Below are 15643 nucleotides of genomic sequence, written 5' to 3'. Positions count from 1 at the left end.
AAGGAGTATTAATGAAAAAACTATTATTAGCTTTATTGAGTACTACAATAATAAGCACTAGTGCCACTACAGTAATTTCTTGTGGAACAGAAAAACACTTTGGTGAAATCTATTTAATTACCGATTCAGGTAAAATAGATGATAAATCTTTTAATCAATCAACATACGAAGCTGGAACAGAGTTTGTTCAAAAAATTTTAGGAATAAACCAAAAAATTGCATACATACAACCTGAGTCAACAGCGCCAAAAACAATGAAAAGAGCTTATAAAACAGCTGAAAGCAACAATGCAAAAACACTTTTACTTCCAGGTTTTCACCATGCAATGCCTGGGGAAGGTGAACACCAAGCTGCAGAAGTTATGAAAAACTCAGGATCTACAATAATATTAGATTCAAACACCGCTGCAAACAATGAAATAGGAGTTGTGTTTAGAGGAGATGTTTCTGGATTCTATGCCGGAATGTCATCAATAATATATTCATTAAAAAACGAAAATTATGCAAATAATACATTATCAATAGGTGCTTATGGTGGAGTTTCTAATCCAGCATCGGTAGATAATTTTATTGTTGGATATTTGGCTTCAATAGAGGTTTACAATCATTTAGCAAAAAAAGATGAAGAGTTCTTAAATTATTTTAATATCCCTGAAGCGGCTAGAAATGTAACTGTTACAAAAGCTCAAAAAGGTTGACCAAAATCCAAAGATGATACAACATGGTTTTCAAATAGTTTTCTTATAGGTCAATCAAAACTAGTATTAGATAATTTAAGAGACACTTCAAAATCAATCAAGCCAAATGTTTTAATGCCTGTTGCAGGCCCTCAAACTTCTGATGCGCTTAGTTATGATACATCTTGAAAAGTGATTGGGGTTGATACAAATCAAGCAGAATCATATGGGAAAGATGCTGAAAATAGGTTCATTACTTCAGCAGAAAAAGATTTAAAAAATGCAGCAATAGTTTCTTTGGCTCACACTCCGGAATGAATGTATAATGAGCAATACCCAGATATTTTGAAAAAAGTGGATGAAGGTTTTAAAGATAAAATTCAAATAACAAAAGAAGTTATAAATGATAATAAATCAGAATTTGTGGATGTAAACATAGGTGACAAAGAACTTTGAACAGGCACTGATGTTTGGGTTAACGGAACAATGTCTTATGGAGGATCAAATCTTTTAGATGAAGATTTAGCTATCAAAATTAAAGAATACTTCACTGCAGAAGCTCTAACAGAAGCTTCAAAATCATTATTTTCTAAATATATCAATGGAACAATACCTTCAACAGGAACTATAATCGCGCAAGAACCAATTGATGATTACACCAAAACCATACTAAACGAACTTAACAAAAGTACAGAAAAAATCAATGAGTAAAGGAGAATCATGAAAAATATTAATGCTGTAGAAATGAAAAATATTTCAATGGTTTTCAATAAAAAAATCATTGCAAATAAAAACATTAATTTAGATGTCAAAAAAGGTGAAGTACATGCTTTAATGGGCGAGAACGGTGCAGGTAAATCTACATTAATGTCAATCTTGTTTGGAATTTATGAGCCAACAGAGGGAAATATATTTATAAACGGCAAAGAAGAAATAATTTCTTCGCCAGTAAAAGCAACTAAATTAGGAATAGGAATGGTTCACCAACATTTTAAATTGGTAGATATATTTCCTGTTTGAAAAAACATAATTTTAGGTTCTGAAGAAACTCAGTATAAACAAATAATTAATAAGAAAAAAATTATTGAAGATTTAACTTCAATAATGAAGGAATATAATCTTGAAGTTGATTTAAATGCCAAGGTTAAAGATATTTCTGTAGGAATGAAACAAAGAGTAGAAATATTAAAAATTCTTTACAGAAAAGCTGAGATAATGGTTTTTGATGAACCAACAGCTGTTCTAACACCATCAGAAATAGATGGTCTTTTAAAAGTGATAAAAGAATTAAAAGGGATGGGAAAAACAATAATTTTAATAACACATAAAATGGCAGAAATTAAAGAAGTTGCAGACAGAGCGACCATAATCCGTAAAGGACATTATGTTGGAACTTTTGATGTTAAGAAAACTTCTGCAAGCAAATTAGCAGAAGCCATGGTTGGAAGAAAAATAATTGAAATAAAAAATACTCATAAACAAAATAACAATGAAGACTTAATTCTTATTAAGGATTTAAACGTAAAAAAACATAGTAATAACAAAGTTTTAGGTTTAAAGAATTTTTCAACGACAATCAAAGCCGGAGAAATTTTGGGAATAGCTGGTGTTGAAGGGAATGGACAAATAGAATTGGCTGAAGCATTAAGTGGAATGACTAAAGTTGATAGTGGAAAAATATATGTCAATGATAAAAACATTACTAATGAATCAATAAGCAAAAGATATAATGTTCATAAAATGGGGTTTATTCCAGAAGATAGACATAAATTTGGTTTAGTTTTAGATGCAAATTTAATTACCAATGTTGCACTTCAAGATATTTCAACTAAGAAATATAGTAAGCATGGTTTTATAAACAAAACTGCAATGCAAACTCATATACAAAAAATAATTAGTAAATTTGATGTTAGAAATGCTGATGCAGGGTTTGCGATAGCTAGACAACTATCAGGTGGTAACCAACAAAAAATGATAATTGGCCGTGAACTTTCAAGAGACAACAATTTCATAATAATATTTCAGCCAACAAGAGGTTTAGATGTGGGTTCAATTGAATTTATTCATTCGGAAATATTAAAAGCAAAAGAAGAAGGAAAAGCTATTTTATTAATTTCATATGAGTTATCAGAAATATTACAACTATCAGATCGCATTTTAGTTTTAAATTCAGGTCAAGTAGTTGGAGAAATTTCGGGTAAAAATGCAACAAGGGAAAAATTAGGAGAGATGATGGTTTCATCGATGGTGGAGTAATTTATGAGAAAAATTAATCAATGAAAATTTAAAACAAAATCAATAGCATATGTTAAATCAACCACTTTTAAAACAAAAACTTCTTATGTCAAAGTATCATTCATTTCAATTATCTTAGGATTGCTTTGTGGAATTATATTTTTATATTGCTTTGGTATGAATGGGTTTGGTTTTATTTTCAGTAGCTTAATTAAACCTTTTACTTCACCAGTTGAACCAGAAGGGACAGTTATATTATTGGCTGTATTTATACTTTTGGGTCTTGGATTAGCATTAGGTTTTAGAATAAAACTGTTCAATATGGGAGGTAGTGGTCAAGCCATAGGTGGTTTATTAATAACATATCTATTCTTGAATGCTGTAACAGGTGGTTCTGATTTCTCTAATTTACCTGGTGGATATGGAATTTTATTATTTCTAATTTTTATAGTATCAGGTGCAATAGTTTCATCACTTACTGGGATATTAAAAGTTTTATTCAATATTCATGAAGTTGCAACTTCAATAGTTATAAACTGAGTATTATGATATTTACTTAAATATGTTTTATTTATTAAATTTGATACTCAATTAAACTCACCAAATTTACCTGAAGTATTTGGATCACAATTGTGAGTCTTTGCAATTTTCTTTGCAATAGTTTCAATAGTATTGGTATTTGTTGTTTGTGAAACTACAACAGTTGGTTATAAATATAAGGTTGTTGGAACTCAATCTACAGCAGCTAAATATGCAGGTATAAAAACAAACTCATTTATTATTGGTGTAACAGCGTTACAAGGGGTATTTATATCAGCTGCTGGATTTTTTTATTATTTTGGATTAAAGAGTAACATATCTGTAACAAATGACATTATGCCTTTATTAGGATTTGATGGTATACCAATTGCATTAGTAGCATTTAATAACTTCTTGGGAATAATACCAGTTGCAATATTGTGAGCTGTTTTAAAAGATGGAATTCAATTAACTATGAATTCACCTCAATACATGGGACTTCCTTCAGAAACATCAGATTTATTATTTGGAATAATAATATTGTTTTCAACTATGTATCTATTATTAATGAAAATAAATATTTCTAATTATGTAAATATTATTATTCATAAAATTAGAAATCCAAAATTTAAATCTGAAATTGAAATTATAAATTCTCATGTTAAAGAATTGAAAAAAGAAAAAAATATTCTTATTTTGAATTTAGATTCAACAAATGAAAAATTAAAAATAAAAGAGTTGAAAAAGCAAAAACAAAATAAATCAGAAAATATTGAAATTTTTAGAAATGAATTAAATAGTCTAACAAGTGAGTATAAAGAAAATAAAGCATTCCAAATCTCAAAAATTAAAAATAAAATAAAAGATTTAAAAATGGAAAAACACTTACTTATAAATAAAGAGTTAGATAAATATAATGAACATTCAATTAAAGGTTTGAAAAAAGTTTATGAAGGTAAATACAATTCTACAACATTTCCTATTTTGGATCAGGTTGTTTCACTAGAATCTGAAATACAAAATATAAAAGAATCTTTATCAAACTCAAACATTAAAGAACAAGAAAAATTAATAGCTAAGAAAAATAAGTTAGAATTAAAGGCTGTTTCTTTAATTAATAAGCAAGAGTCACAAATAAAATATTTTAAAAATAATTTTGCATCAACAAAACAAGAAGCGAAAACATATTTAAATGATTTAAAACTAATTTATAAAAAAGAAATAAAAGAGTTAGAAGCAAAAAAAGCATCTAGAACATTTAAAAAATTAAAAATTAGAAAATTAAAAATCGATCTACTAGAAAAACAAATGGAGGTTGTAAAAATTTATGGAAGCAATATTTAGTTTAGCATTAGGATTTTTTGTTGTTTTCACATTAGCAGCTATATCAGGAATGTTTTCGGAAAGATCAGGGGTTGTAAACCTTGGAATTGAAGGTTTTATGACAATCGGTGCTTTGGCATATGTATCATTTTGCTTTATGGTTAAAAAAACATCAAATAACGTTGAAGACTTACATGTCTTATACTTATTAGTTGGTGCATTATTTTCAATGGTTGTTGCAGGTTTATTTTCATTGCTACAAACATTAATGGTTTTAAAATTAAAAACTGATCAAATTATTTCTGGTACAGTGATTAATTTATTAGCGCAAGGTATTGCATTATTTATTGTTCATATTCAAGGATTCGGAACTGGTGGTACTATTTTAGGGTCACTAAGTCCTAAGCTAATATCATTAAATTACTTTATTGCTTATGCCATATTTACAATGCTAGTCACTGTTACAATAGGTTTATATTTTACTTTTACAAAAGTAGGTACGAGACATATAGCCGCTGGGGAAAACCCACAAGCCCTAGACGCAGCAGGAGTTAAAGTTAATAGATATAGATTTGTTTGTATAATTATTTCAGGTGCTATAGCTGGTTTAGCAGGAACAATGTTTGTCGTTACCCAATCACTTCAAAATTTTAATGGAAGTGTTCAAGGATTAGGATTTATTGCATTAGCTATTATGATAATTGGTCAATGAAGAGTAAGCTTAATTGTTATGTTATGTATAATATTTTCAATAATGTTTAGCATTGGTCAAAAAATTACGGGATGAAACTCATTACCAAGAGCACTTCCATTCATCATGTCAATTGTTGTAATGGTTATTGCATCAAAATGATCATCACCGCCTCAAGCAAGTGGTGTACCATTTGATAAAACTTTAAGATAAAATAATATTAGAAAAAAGAGGAATTATTATGACACCACACATTAGTGCAAAAAAAGAAGAAATTGCAAAAACTGTTTTAATGCCAGGAGACCCATTAAGAGCTAAGAAAATTGCTGAAACATATTTAGAAAATGTTAAGTTAGTTAACGAAGTTAGAAATATGTTCATGTACACAGGAACATATAAAGGTATACAAGTAACAATAGCAGGAAGTGGAATGGGTTGCCCAAGTATTGGAATATATTCATATGAGCTATTCAATTTTTATAATGTAGAAAACATTATTAGAATTGGTTCAGCTGGAAGTTACAAAGAAGAAATCAAAGTTTATGATGTTTACAATGTAAAAGAAGCGTATGGAGATAGTAACTATGCTAAATTAGCAGCAAATATTGATGATAAAGTTATTAAAGCAGGAGATAAACTTTATTCATTGATTGAAAAAATTGCTAAAGATAAAAAAGTTAAAACATTAACTGGAAGAGCACATTCAGCAGATGTATTTTACCGTCATGATGATATTACTGAATTTGTAAAAGAAAACAATTTAGATGTTGTTGAAATGGAATCAGTTGCTTTATTTGCAAATGCAATAAAAGCTAAAAAACAAGCTGCATGTTTATTAACAATATCAGATAATTTGGTAACAAAAGAAGTTACAACAGCCGAAGAAAGACAAAACAATTTTATGCAAATGGTTGAAATTGCTTTAGATGTTGCTGTTGAATCTAACTAAAAATATACTTTTTAAAGGCACATTTATATGTGTCTTTTTACTTGGACTTGTTTTGCCTCTATTTTTTTGATATATTTTTTTATAACTAACTTAAAAAAGAAAGAGAAAAAATCGATGTTTAAAAAAAGAGATAAAAGTTCTAAGGTTTATGAATTTTGATACTTATTTTTACTTATTGTAGGAATTTGTATTGGTTCAGGAATTTATGCTAAAAATAAAGAATTATTAGAACAAACAAAAAGTCCATGAATAGCAACTGTATTATGACTTGTAATTGGTTTAGTTTGTGTTATTTCAATTGTTGTTTTTATGGAAATAGCAAAATCAACTGAAAAAGAAGGAAACGGAACAGTAAGTAACTGATGTAAATTATTTATTAATAGAAAGTTTGCGTCATTTGTTTCTGTATTATATACAACTATTTATATGCCAGCTTATCAATCAATATTTGTGAGCTTAACTATTGCGTATTTTTTAATGGCGACGGGTTTAACACCAAATCCAGGTGCACTTTTAAGTATTTATTTAATATTTGGAGTAGGTCTTTATGTTTTATTTGCATTTATAAACATTTTTACACCTAATCTATCAAGAAAAATGCAATTTTGAACAATGTTCATAAAATTCATACCTTTAATTTTAGCTTTTTTTGCAGGTTTTATTTTATTTGCTATTAACCAAGGTGGCAGCGGAATGAGTATTCCTATGGAAGAAGGGCAAACTGAACCGACTAAATTAGTTTTCATGAATTTTTTAGGAGGAATTGGTGCAATTTTATTTTCATTTGATGGTTATATTTTTACAGCGAATACTCAAAAAAGTGCAAAAAATAAAAAAGTTGTTCCAGTAGCTATAATATTAGGATTACTTTTTATAACTTTATTTTATGTTTTAATGGCTTTTTCTCTTTTTTTAGGAGGAGATGGAACAGTTCAAACCGTTTTAGTTAAAGTTTTTTCAGGATTTAAAGATACTGATAATATGAAAGCAAGAAAAGCAGCTGAAATAATCGTGTTTACAATAATGTTCTTAATATTTTTCTTTAACATAAATATGTTTACTCACTTTGGGACTTCAAATTTATTATCTGATCATAATATGAAATTGATTTATTTAAAAAAAGGCAAAGCAAGTTTTAAAACATCTGCTTTTACTCAATTAGCAATTTCTTGTTCATTTTATGTTGTTTTAATTTTATTAGGTGCTTTAACTAATTGAAATAGTGGATCTATAACAGGTCCTATTACATATATTGAAAATATGTCGTCAGCTTGCGTTGTTTTAATATTTGCAGTTATTGCATTTTTAATTATTTCAGCAATGATTAATAGAAAAACTCAAAAAGTTAAAGTTGAAAAAGTTAAGTTTTTTTGACCTGCTGCTATTATTTCTTCTGTTCTATTATTATTTTTTACAACTTGTGGGTTTATTGTTCTTTTAGCACCACAGTTAGTCAATCCTGAAAAAAATGATTGAACTACAAATGGTGGTATGATGTTTACAATAATTTTTATTATAACTTTGGTTGCAACTTTTGTTATATGATTATTACAAGAAAGAATGTTCAAAATAAATCCATTTGAAAATGGATTTGAAGGCGAAATTGATAAAAACATGAAAGTTAATAACTGAATGGCAGCCAAAGAAGCCCAAGAACTTAGAGAATTAAATAATGAAACAAAAGCAAAAATTAAATCTACCTAATTGATTGACTCTAATAAGATTACTTTTAGTTCCTGTTGTTGTAATGCTCGTTATATCAAACATTTGTTATTGAGATAAAAGTTATATAATTGGAACTTGTGCTTCAACATTCCACATAACATTAACAATGCTATTAGCTGGTATTGTATTTATCGTAGCTAGTTTCACAGATTTTTTAGATGGATACTTAGCCAGAAAGAATAATCAAGTTACAGAATTTGGGAAATTCTTTGATCCAATAGCAGACAAATTACTTGTTAATGCAACTTTAATTTTATTCGCTTCAAGTATTTCTATTATACCTGTTTGAGTAACTTTAGTCTTAATCCTAAGAGATATATTTGTAGATTTTATTAGAATGATATTGAGTTCAAAAAATATAACTTTATCTGCAGGAATTTTTGGAAAATTAAAAACAGTTTTTCAAATGATTGGATTATCAATTTTATTCTTTTTTAGCTCATTTACTCTTGATATAGAAGTTTGACAAGAACAGTTGATTTTAATTCCAATGTATATAGCTGTAGCATTCAGTTTATATAGTGGTTTAGATTATTTCTTAAAAGCAAGAAAAAATTTATTTTAGTAAACAAAAGGAACTTATGTTCCTTTTTATTTAGCAATCAAAAAAGAAGGTATGTGCTATAATAATTTAAGTTAAAAGAAGAAAAGGAGATGTGAACAATGTTTAATAATTGAAAAATTTTTGAAGATAATTTAGGCTTTGTTCCATCAGAAGAAATAAAAGATAAATTAAGTGAGTATTATAAAATACTTGTTGAAGAAAACTTAAAATATAATTTAACAAGAATAACAAATGAAGAAGATGTTTATGAAAAACATTTTTTAGATTCTTTATTATTTACAAAGGAAACAAAAATTGATAATCAAAAAATTATTGATATTGGAACAGGCCCTGGTTTCCCAGGAATAGTTTTAAAAATATTTTTTCCTGAAACAGATATTACTCTAATTGACTCAAATAATAAGAAGATAAATTTTCTTAACATTGTAATTAAAAAACTAAGCCTAAAACAAATTGAAGCAAAACACGCAAGAGCAGAAGAATTGGCTAGAATTGAAAACGAAAAATATGATATAGCAATTTCTAGAGCAGTTGCGTATTTGGATGTGATTTTAGAATTAGCTGTTAGATTCTTAAAGGTTCAAGGAAAATTAATTTTGTTAAAAGGACCAAGAGCTGATGAGGAAATCACAAACTCAAAAAATATTGATCAAAAACTTAAAATAAAATTAATTAATAAACAGTCTCTTGCTGATACAGGTTTTGGAGAAAGAATAAATTTATTTTATGAAAAAGAAAAATCAACCCCAGAACTTTACCCAAGAGAATATGCAAAAATAGTTAAAGAGAGCGGTAAAAAATAATGCATACAGAATTACAAATTGGTGATTTAGTTGTCTTTAAAAAATCGCACCCAAGTGGAACTATAAAATGAGAACTAATTCGCATTGGTGCGCTATACAAATTTAAAAGTACTGACAAGTTTGATTTATTTATAGAATTAAGAAGAAGTGTTTTAGATAAACAAATAAAACAAATATTAAAAAAAGAAGGAGAATAAGATGAGTTTAAAAGTAGGAATAGTAGGATTACCAAATGTAGGTAAATCAACTTTATTTAATGCAATAACAAATTCAAATGTAGAAGCAGCGAATTATCCATTTGCAACAATAGAACCAAATGTAGGTGTTGTTGAAGTTCCAGATGAAAGATTAGATAAAATTAATGAAATATTTAGTTCAAAGAAAAAAATAGCTACAACAATTGAATTTGTTGATATTGCAGGTTTAATTGCAGGAGCATCAAAAGGTGAAGGTTTGGGTAATGCATTTTTAGCTAACATTAGAGAAACTGATGCAATTTGTGAAGTTGTTAGATGTTTTGAAAATAAAGATATAACACACGTTGAGGGAAGTGTTGATCCAATAAGAGATATTGAAATCATAAACTTAGAATTAATGTTATCTGATGAAGCCACAATTAAAAAACGTATTGAAAGAATAACTCCAAAAGTTCGTGGTGGAGATAAAACTTTGGTAGCTGAAATGGAAGTTCTAAAAAAGGCTGCTGAATGTTTAAATTCAAATAAACTTTTAAATACATTAGAATTAAATGATGAAGAAGATAAAATTCTTAAAGGTTTTCAGTTTTTAACTGCAAAAACTTTTATTTATGTTGCTAATGTTAATGATGATGAATTAATTGAAGACAATGAATATGTTAAACAAGTTAAAGAATTTGCTTCAAATAATAACGCTTCAGTTGTAAAAATTTGTGCCAAAATTGAAGAAGATTTAAGCGAAGCAACACCTGAAGAAAAAACTGAGTTTTTAAATGACTTAGGTGTTAAGTATTCTGGTTTAGAACAAGTTATAAAAGCAGCATTTGAAGCACTAGACTTAGAAACATATTTTACAGCAGGGCCACAAGAAGCTAGAAGCTGACAATATAAAAAAGGGTGAACAGCACCTCAATGTGCAGGTGTGATACATACCGACTTTGAAAGAGGCTTCATTAAAGCAGATATTTATAATGTCCAAGACCTTATTGAATTAGGGGATGAAAAGAAAGTTAAAGAATCTGGAAAAATGCGTCTTGAAGGTAAAGGTTACATAATGCAAGACGGTGATGTTTGTTTCTTTAAATTTAATGTCTAGTTTAAAAATTAAAAAAACGTTGTCATACCAAGGCAACAACTTAAGCTATACAATTACATATAAAGAACAGAAACACATCATTTTAAGAGTTATACAAGGCGAAGTTAGAATTAGTGCACCTATTAATACACCTGATTGAGAAGTTGAAAAAATTATTTATAAAAATATTTCAAAAATAGTTTCAGTTCAAAATAAACATATAATTGCATCAGTATATGATTTCAATACTTTAAAACCTTGAGTAAAAGTTTTTGACCAAGAGCTGGAAATAATAATAGATGAAAATTTAACAAGATCTAAAATTGAAAACAATAAGATTTATATGAAAAATTACTTTAACCAAGAAGAACAAGTTAAAAAGCTTTATAGTATTTTAGCTAAGCATTATAAAAATTGATTCATTTCAAGAACAATTGATTGAAGTTTGAAAATGAATGTTCAATTTAGAAATGTCAATGTTAAACTTATGAAGGCTAAATGAGGATATTGTTTGCCTAAAGATTCTAAAATAGCGTACAACACAAAATTATTGCATTTTAATGATGAAATCATTAGTTATGTTATCATTCATGAGTTAACACATATTTTACACCCAAATCACTCAAAAGAATTTTGACATTTCGTTGAAAGATATTGTCCAAATTATAAAGAATTGCAAACTCAATTAAATTCAACAGGAATATAGATTTTTTATCTTAAATAAACTATAATAAATTTTAAGATTTATTGGAGGTATTTTTATGAAAACATTAATTAAGCAATTTTTTAAAAATCCACCAATAATCGAAAGCAAGTTTTTAACAACCAAATAATCGTCTTTTATAGACGATTATTTTTTTTGTAAAAACGGAAAGAGGTGGAAAAATGAAAGAGTTAAAACAAGAAGAAATAGGTCTTGCTTTAGAACCAAGAGAAAAGCCAAAAAGTTATGGACAATGATTTGTATTTTCTATTCAACATGTTTTTGCTATGTTTGGATCAACAGTACTTGTTCCTATTATTATAAATGGTCTTGCTAAAGAGGTTGTGATGACTTCTTCAATGGCATTATTTTGTTCTGGTGTTGGAACATTAATATATATTGCTTTAACAAAAGCAAAGGTACCAATGTATTTAGGTAGTTCATTTGCATATATGACAGCAATCGGAATGAATTATCAAGCATATGGAAATTCGGTATTTGTAGCCATAATGGTTGCTGGATTGATTTATATATTATTTGGGATATTAGTATATTATTTAGGTACTGGTTTTATTGAAAAAATATTTCCTGTAATTGTTATAGGACCTTTAATAATGGTAATTGGTTTGAGTGCAGCACCATCTGCATTAGCCAATGCGGGTATAACAAGTGCAAAAAGCTGAAGTGATTCAGCAAAGGGATATGCACAATGAATTGCAGCACTAATAGCAATATTTACTTTTATGGTGACTATTATAGTAACATTGAAAGCTAAAGGGATAGCAAAAGTTATTCCAGTTATGATTGGAATATTATCAGGATTTGTTTTGAGTTTAATTATTCATTTTTCAATGAAAAATTCAACATTAATAGATACAACAAAAATAACAGATGTATCTCAGTGGGAGTGATATCCTTCATTTAAACCATTATGAAAACAAGAAGCCAAAAATATATTGCCAGCGATATTAGCAATATCACCATTAGCAATAATTGCAATGGCAGAACATATTGGTGATCATATAGCAATGGGATATATAACTAAAAAAGATTTTGTAAAAGATCCCGGTATACATAGAACACTTATCGCAGATGGTGTTTCTATAGTATTTGATGGTTTAGTTGGTGGCCCACCAAACACTACTTATGGTGAAAATACAGCAGTTATTGGTATGACAAAGGTTGCATCTGTGTGAGTAACTGGAGGAGCTGCGGTAATAGCTATAATTTTGTCATTTGTTGCACCAGTTAACCAAACAATATCAATGCTACCAGAACCTGTAATGGGTGGTGTTGGAATGATTATGTTTGGATTTATAAGTATTAATGGTGTAAGAATAATGGTAACAAGTAAAACAGATTTTATGAATATGAGAAATGTATTTATATCAGCTACAGTATTAGTAATTGGAGTCGTTCTTAGTGTATTAGGTGAAGGAATAGACATGGGTTCATTCAATTTACCTGGATTGGGGCTAGCTGCATTTACAGGTATAATTTTAAATTTAATATTACCGACAAAATTAAATGAAGGTTTCATGTGTATAGAATGAATAAAATCTAAATTTAAAAAATAAAAATTTTTATTTTAATTTATTATAAGGATGATTATTGTTCGCAATAATCTCTTTTATTTTAAAACCTTCTTTTCAGTGAACAGGATAAATTAAATGCTCACCAAATTCGTAACCAATAGATTTTATGATATCCAAATCCATCAATAAAAATTGTATCTCCCACAAACAAATATTAGATTTAGCAATTGCAAGAGACATACATTTACACAAAATAGCTGAAAACTTTATAAATGAAAAAACAACAGAAAATTGTTGTGAAATCAATTCACATTTTGAAATAAAAGATTGATTGTTATGAGTTTTAAACAAAATTTTTAATGACTATCCTGAATCTGAAGGGTGAGAAATAATAAGCGAACTTTCAATGATAGGAAAAGAATACGTTGAAATACTTGATTTATTACTAATAAATACAAAACTTAAAAAGTATGTAATAGGAGATATTAAAACAACTAAATTACTTGTTAAAAACAAAGAAGCATTACAAGTTGTTTTATACAATGATTTACTAAAAGAAAGATTTAAACAAGTAAAATTTTCAGGTTTTGTGTTACAAAGTTTTTTTGTTATAAATTGTAATCTAATTAACAAGCAAATATATTTGATTGATGAAGAAACTTTATTAAAATCTTTAAAAATATAATAAAAAACAAGGTTTTAAAAATCCTTGTTTTTTATTTTGTTTCTTTTGCTTTAGCAACGTATTCTAATCATGAACCATCTTTTTGTTCGTATTCACGATATCCACATTTAGTTGTTGTGAAGTTAGAACAACCTCTACCTCTACCAAATTTAGATTTAATAAATACAAGACTACCTTCATGACATCTAGGGCATTTTATGTCACTAGTTTTAGCTTCTTGAATTTGAGCTTTAACAGATGCATTTAAGTCTTCATAAATTGTCTTAATTCAATCTTTGTAATCAAATTTACCCTCTGCTATCTCATCTAAATTCTCTTCCATTTTAGCTGTGTAGTTAACATTGAAGAAATCTTCGTATTTATCATATAAAAACTCCTCTGCTTGATACCCTTTTTCAGTAACTTCAAACGGTTTACCTCTATGAGGTATTGCATATTCACGCTCTTTTAATTTTGAAAGAGTTGGAGTATAAGTTGAAGGTCTTCCAATACCCAAATCTTTTAGTTCTCTAACCAAACTTGCTTGGTTAAACATTCTTGGTGGAGATGTTTTAGCCTCTTCTATGACTATTGCGTTCTTATTTATTGAGAAAACATAATTTTCCTTAAATTCAAAGGGTGGCTTAATTTCATCATCATTAGAAATTTCATCATCATTTTCATCAAGCTCAACATCCTCATCAGTTTCAAATTTATCCAATTTGTTGTATCCTAAATCCAATACTTCTTTTCAACTTTGCTTAAATTCATAACCGTTATTTCAGAAAGTTCAGTTGTGATAGAAACCACTAGGACCTTTCATTAATGATTTAACTGTATTTCATCAAATTAAGTTATACAGTCTTATCATATTTTTGTCTTCTATTTGTGAAGATATGTTCTCTGGTCGTTGATTTAAATCTGTTGGTCTAATTGACTCATGGGCTTCTTGCGCATTAGCTTGAGTTCTTACAGGGACAGCTTCTTTAAAAAGATCACCTTTAAAATTTTTATCAATGAAATTCTTAGCTTCAAGAACAAAATCACTAGAATATCTATTAGAATCTGTTCTTATATATGTCACAAGTCCTGCCTCATAAAGTTTTTGAGCAGCAACTGTAATTTGAGCTGCACTCATTCTTAATTTACTAAAACCGTCCTGTAGCAAACTAGCTGTTGAATAAGGCTTAAAACTTCTTACTTCAAATTCTTTAGCTTTATATTTTGTACATTTATAATCTTCACCTAAGTTATTTATAATAACTTTAGATTGTTCTTCAGAAATATAATAATTTTTTGGATCATTTATAACTAAGTTATTATCGTCTTTATATAAAAATAATTTAACATTTTGTTTTTGATCTATAACAAAAATCTTTTTATAAATAGTTTCAATGAAAGCTTTAATTATTTTATCTCTATCAACAAGTATTTTTAATGCTGGTGTTTGAACCCTACCTGCACTTAATAACCCCGTACTTTTTTGAAGAGAATTAGAAACCATATATCCGATTATTTTATCTAACATTTGTCTAGATAACTGTGCGTTAACTAAATCTAAATCTGTTTCTCTCATTTCACCAAAAGCCTTAACAACAGCACTTTCAGTAATTTCATTAAATGTTATTCTTTTTATTTCTTTATTATCTTTAGCAAAAAGATTTGCTAAATGTCAAGCAATAGCTTCTCCTTCACGGTCGGGATCGGAAGCAAGAATAATTTTGTCAGCACTTTTACCAGCCTTCAGAATTTCAGAAACATTCTTTTTCTTTGTTGTTTCTATTTTAAATGTTGGCGTCATTGTTTGAAGGTCTATTCCAAGCCCTCAAGGTCCAGAGTCTGCTATTCTGTTAATATGACCACCACTAGCTAAAACCTCAAAAGAATCTTCTTGAAAGTTTTTTTCTAAATAATGTTTAATCTTTTCAACCTTTGATGGTGATTCAAGTAATACTAAATATTTTGCCATGTCCACACTTCTT

The 15643-nt window shown here is 28.0% G+C and carries 14 protein-coding genes; 13 read left to right on the top strand and 1 reads right to left on the bottom strand.

Annotated elements, in window-relative coordinates:
• Positions 1–11: 11 nt before the first annotated feature.
• The 13 genes from T314_RS0101265 (at position 12) to T314_RS0101205 (ending at position 13682) form a co-directional block, all read left to right on the top strand.
• Positions 12–1388, top strand: a complete 1377-nt coding sequence (locus T314_RS0101265) for a type 1 periplasmic-binding domain-containing protein (protein WP_029511845.1) — start codon at positions 12–14, stop codon at positions 1386–1388.
• Positions 1389–1397: 9 nt separating this feature from the next.
• Positions 1398–2933, top strand: a complete 1536-nt coding sequence (locus T314_RS0101260; RefSeq protein ID WP_029511844.1) for an ABC transporter ATP-binding protein — start codon at positions 1398–1400, stop codon at positions 2931–2933.
• Positions 2934–2936: 3 nt separating this feature from the next.
• On the top strand, positions 2937–4775 hold the full coding sequence (locus tag T314_RS0101255) for an ABC transporter permease (RefSeq protein ID WP_029511843.1): 1839 nt from the start codon (positions 2937–2939) through the stop codon (positions 4773–4775).
• Positions 4759–5658 (top strand): ABC transporter permease, encoded by a 900-nt coding sequence (locus tag T314_RS0101250; protein ID WP_029511842.1) that lies wholly within the window; start codon positions 4759–4761, stop codon positions 5656–5658. The genes T314_RS0101255 and T314_RS0101250 overlap by 17 nt, the downstream gene beginning before the upstream one ends.
• A 28-nt stretch (positions 5659–5686) precedes the next feature.
• Positions 5687–6394: a purine-nucleoside phosphorylase gene (gene deoD / locus T314_RS0101245; protein ID WP_029511841.1), complete on the top strand. Its 708-nt coding sequence runs from the start codon at positions 5687–5689 to the stop codon at positions 6392–6394.
• Positions 6395–6508: 114 nt separating this feature from the next.
• Entirely contained in the window at positions 6509–8098 is a 1590-nt protein-coding gene (locus T314_RS0101240) for an APC family permease (RefSeq protein WP_029511840.1), read from the top strand.
• On the top strand, positions 8067–8684 hold the full coding sequence (gene pgsA / locus T314_RS0101235; RefSeq protein ID WP_029511839.1) for a CDP-diacylglycerol--glycerol-3-phosphate 3-phosphatidyltransferase: 618 nt from the start codon (positions 8067–8069) through the stop codon (positions 8682–8684). The genes T314_RS0101240 and pgsA overlap by 32 nt, the downstream gene beginning before the upstream one ends.
• Before the next feature lie 98 nt (positions 8685–8782).
• Positions 8783–9487, top strand: coding sequence for a 16S rRNA (guanine(527)-N(7))-methyltransferase RsmG (rsmG, locus tag T314_RS0101230; RefSeq protein WP_029511838.1), 705 nt, complete (start codon positions 8783–8785; stop codon positions 9485–9487).
• The gene (locus T314_RS0101225; protein WP_084322426.1) at positions 9487–9684 is read left to right on the top strand and encodes a DUF951 domain-containing protein; all 198 of its coding nucleotides are present in this window, start codon (positions 9487–9489) and stop codon (positions 9682–9684) included. Before rsmG ends, T314_RS0101225 begins: the two co-directional genes overlap by 1 nt.
• A 1-nt stretch (position 9685) precedes the next feature.
• Positions 9686–10780 carry a redox-regulated ATPase YchF gene (gene ychF / locus T314_RS0101220; RefSeq protein WP_029511836.1) on the top strand — a complete coding sequence of 365 codons (1095 nt, stop codon included), beginning with the start codon at positions 9686–9688 and terminating at the stop codon, positions 10778–10780.
• Complete coding sequence (locus T314_RS0101215; RefSeq protein ID WP_029511835.1) at positions 10752–11465, top strand: YgjP family zinc-dependent metalloprotease; 714 nt, start codon at positions 10752–10754, stop codon at positions 11463–11465. The genes ychF and T314_RS0101215 overlap by 29 nt, the downstream gene beginning before the upstream one ends.
• Positions 11466–11644: 179 nt before the next feature.
• The gene (locus T314_RS0101210) at positions 11645–13039 is read left to right on the top strand and encodes a uracil-xanthine permease family protein (protein ID WP_029511834.1); all 1395 of its coding nucleotides are present in this window, start codon (positions 11645–11647) and stop codon (positions 13037–13039) included.
• A gap of 124 nt (positions 13040–13163) precedes the next feature.
• On the top strand, positions 13164–13682 hold the full coding sequence (locus T314_RS0101205; protein ID WP_029511833.1) for a hypothetical protein: 519 nt from the start codon (positions 13164–13166) through the stop codon (positions 13680–13682).
• Positions 13683–13713: 31 nt separating this feature from the next.
• Here T314_RS0101205 and T314_RS0101200 read toward each other — a convergent pair whose 3' ends face one another.
• Complete coding sequence (locus T314_RS0101200) at positions 13714–15630, bottom strand: type IA DNA topoisomerase (RefSeq protein WP_029511832.1); 1917 nt, start codon at positions 15628–15630, stop codon at positions 13714–13716.
• Between the last annotated feature and the right edge of the window lie 13 nt (positions 15631–15643).

It is taken from the genome of Mesoplasma grammopterae ATCC 49580 (assembly GCF_000701525.1).
GTDB classification, from domain to species: domain Bacteria; phylum Bacillota_I; class Bacilli_A; order Mycoplasmatales; family Mycoplasmataceae; genus Mesoplasma; species Mesoplasma grammopterae.
The sequence above is the reverse complement of the archived record's forward strand: the minus strand, read 5'-3'. Positions and strand labels throughout refer to the sequence as shown.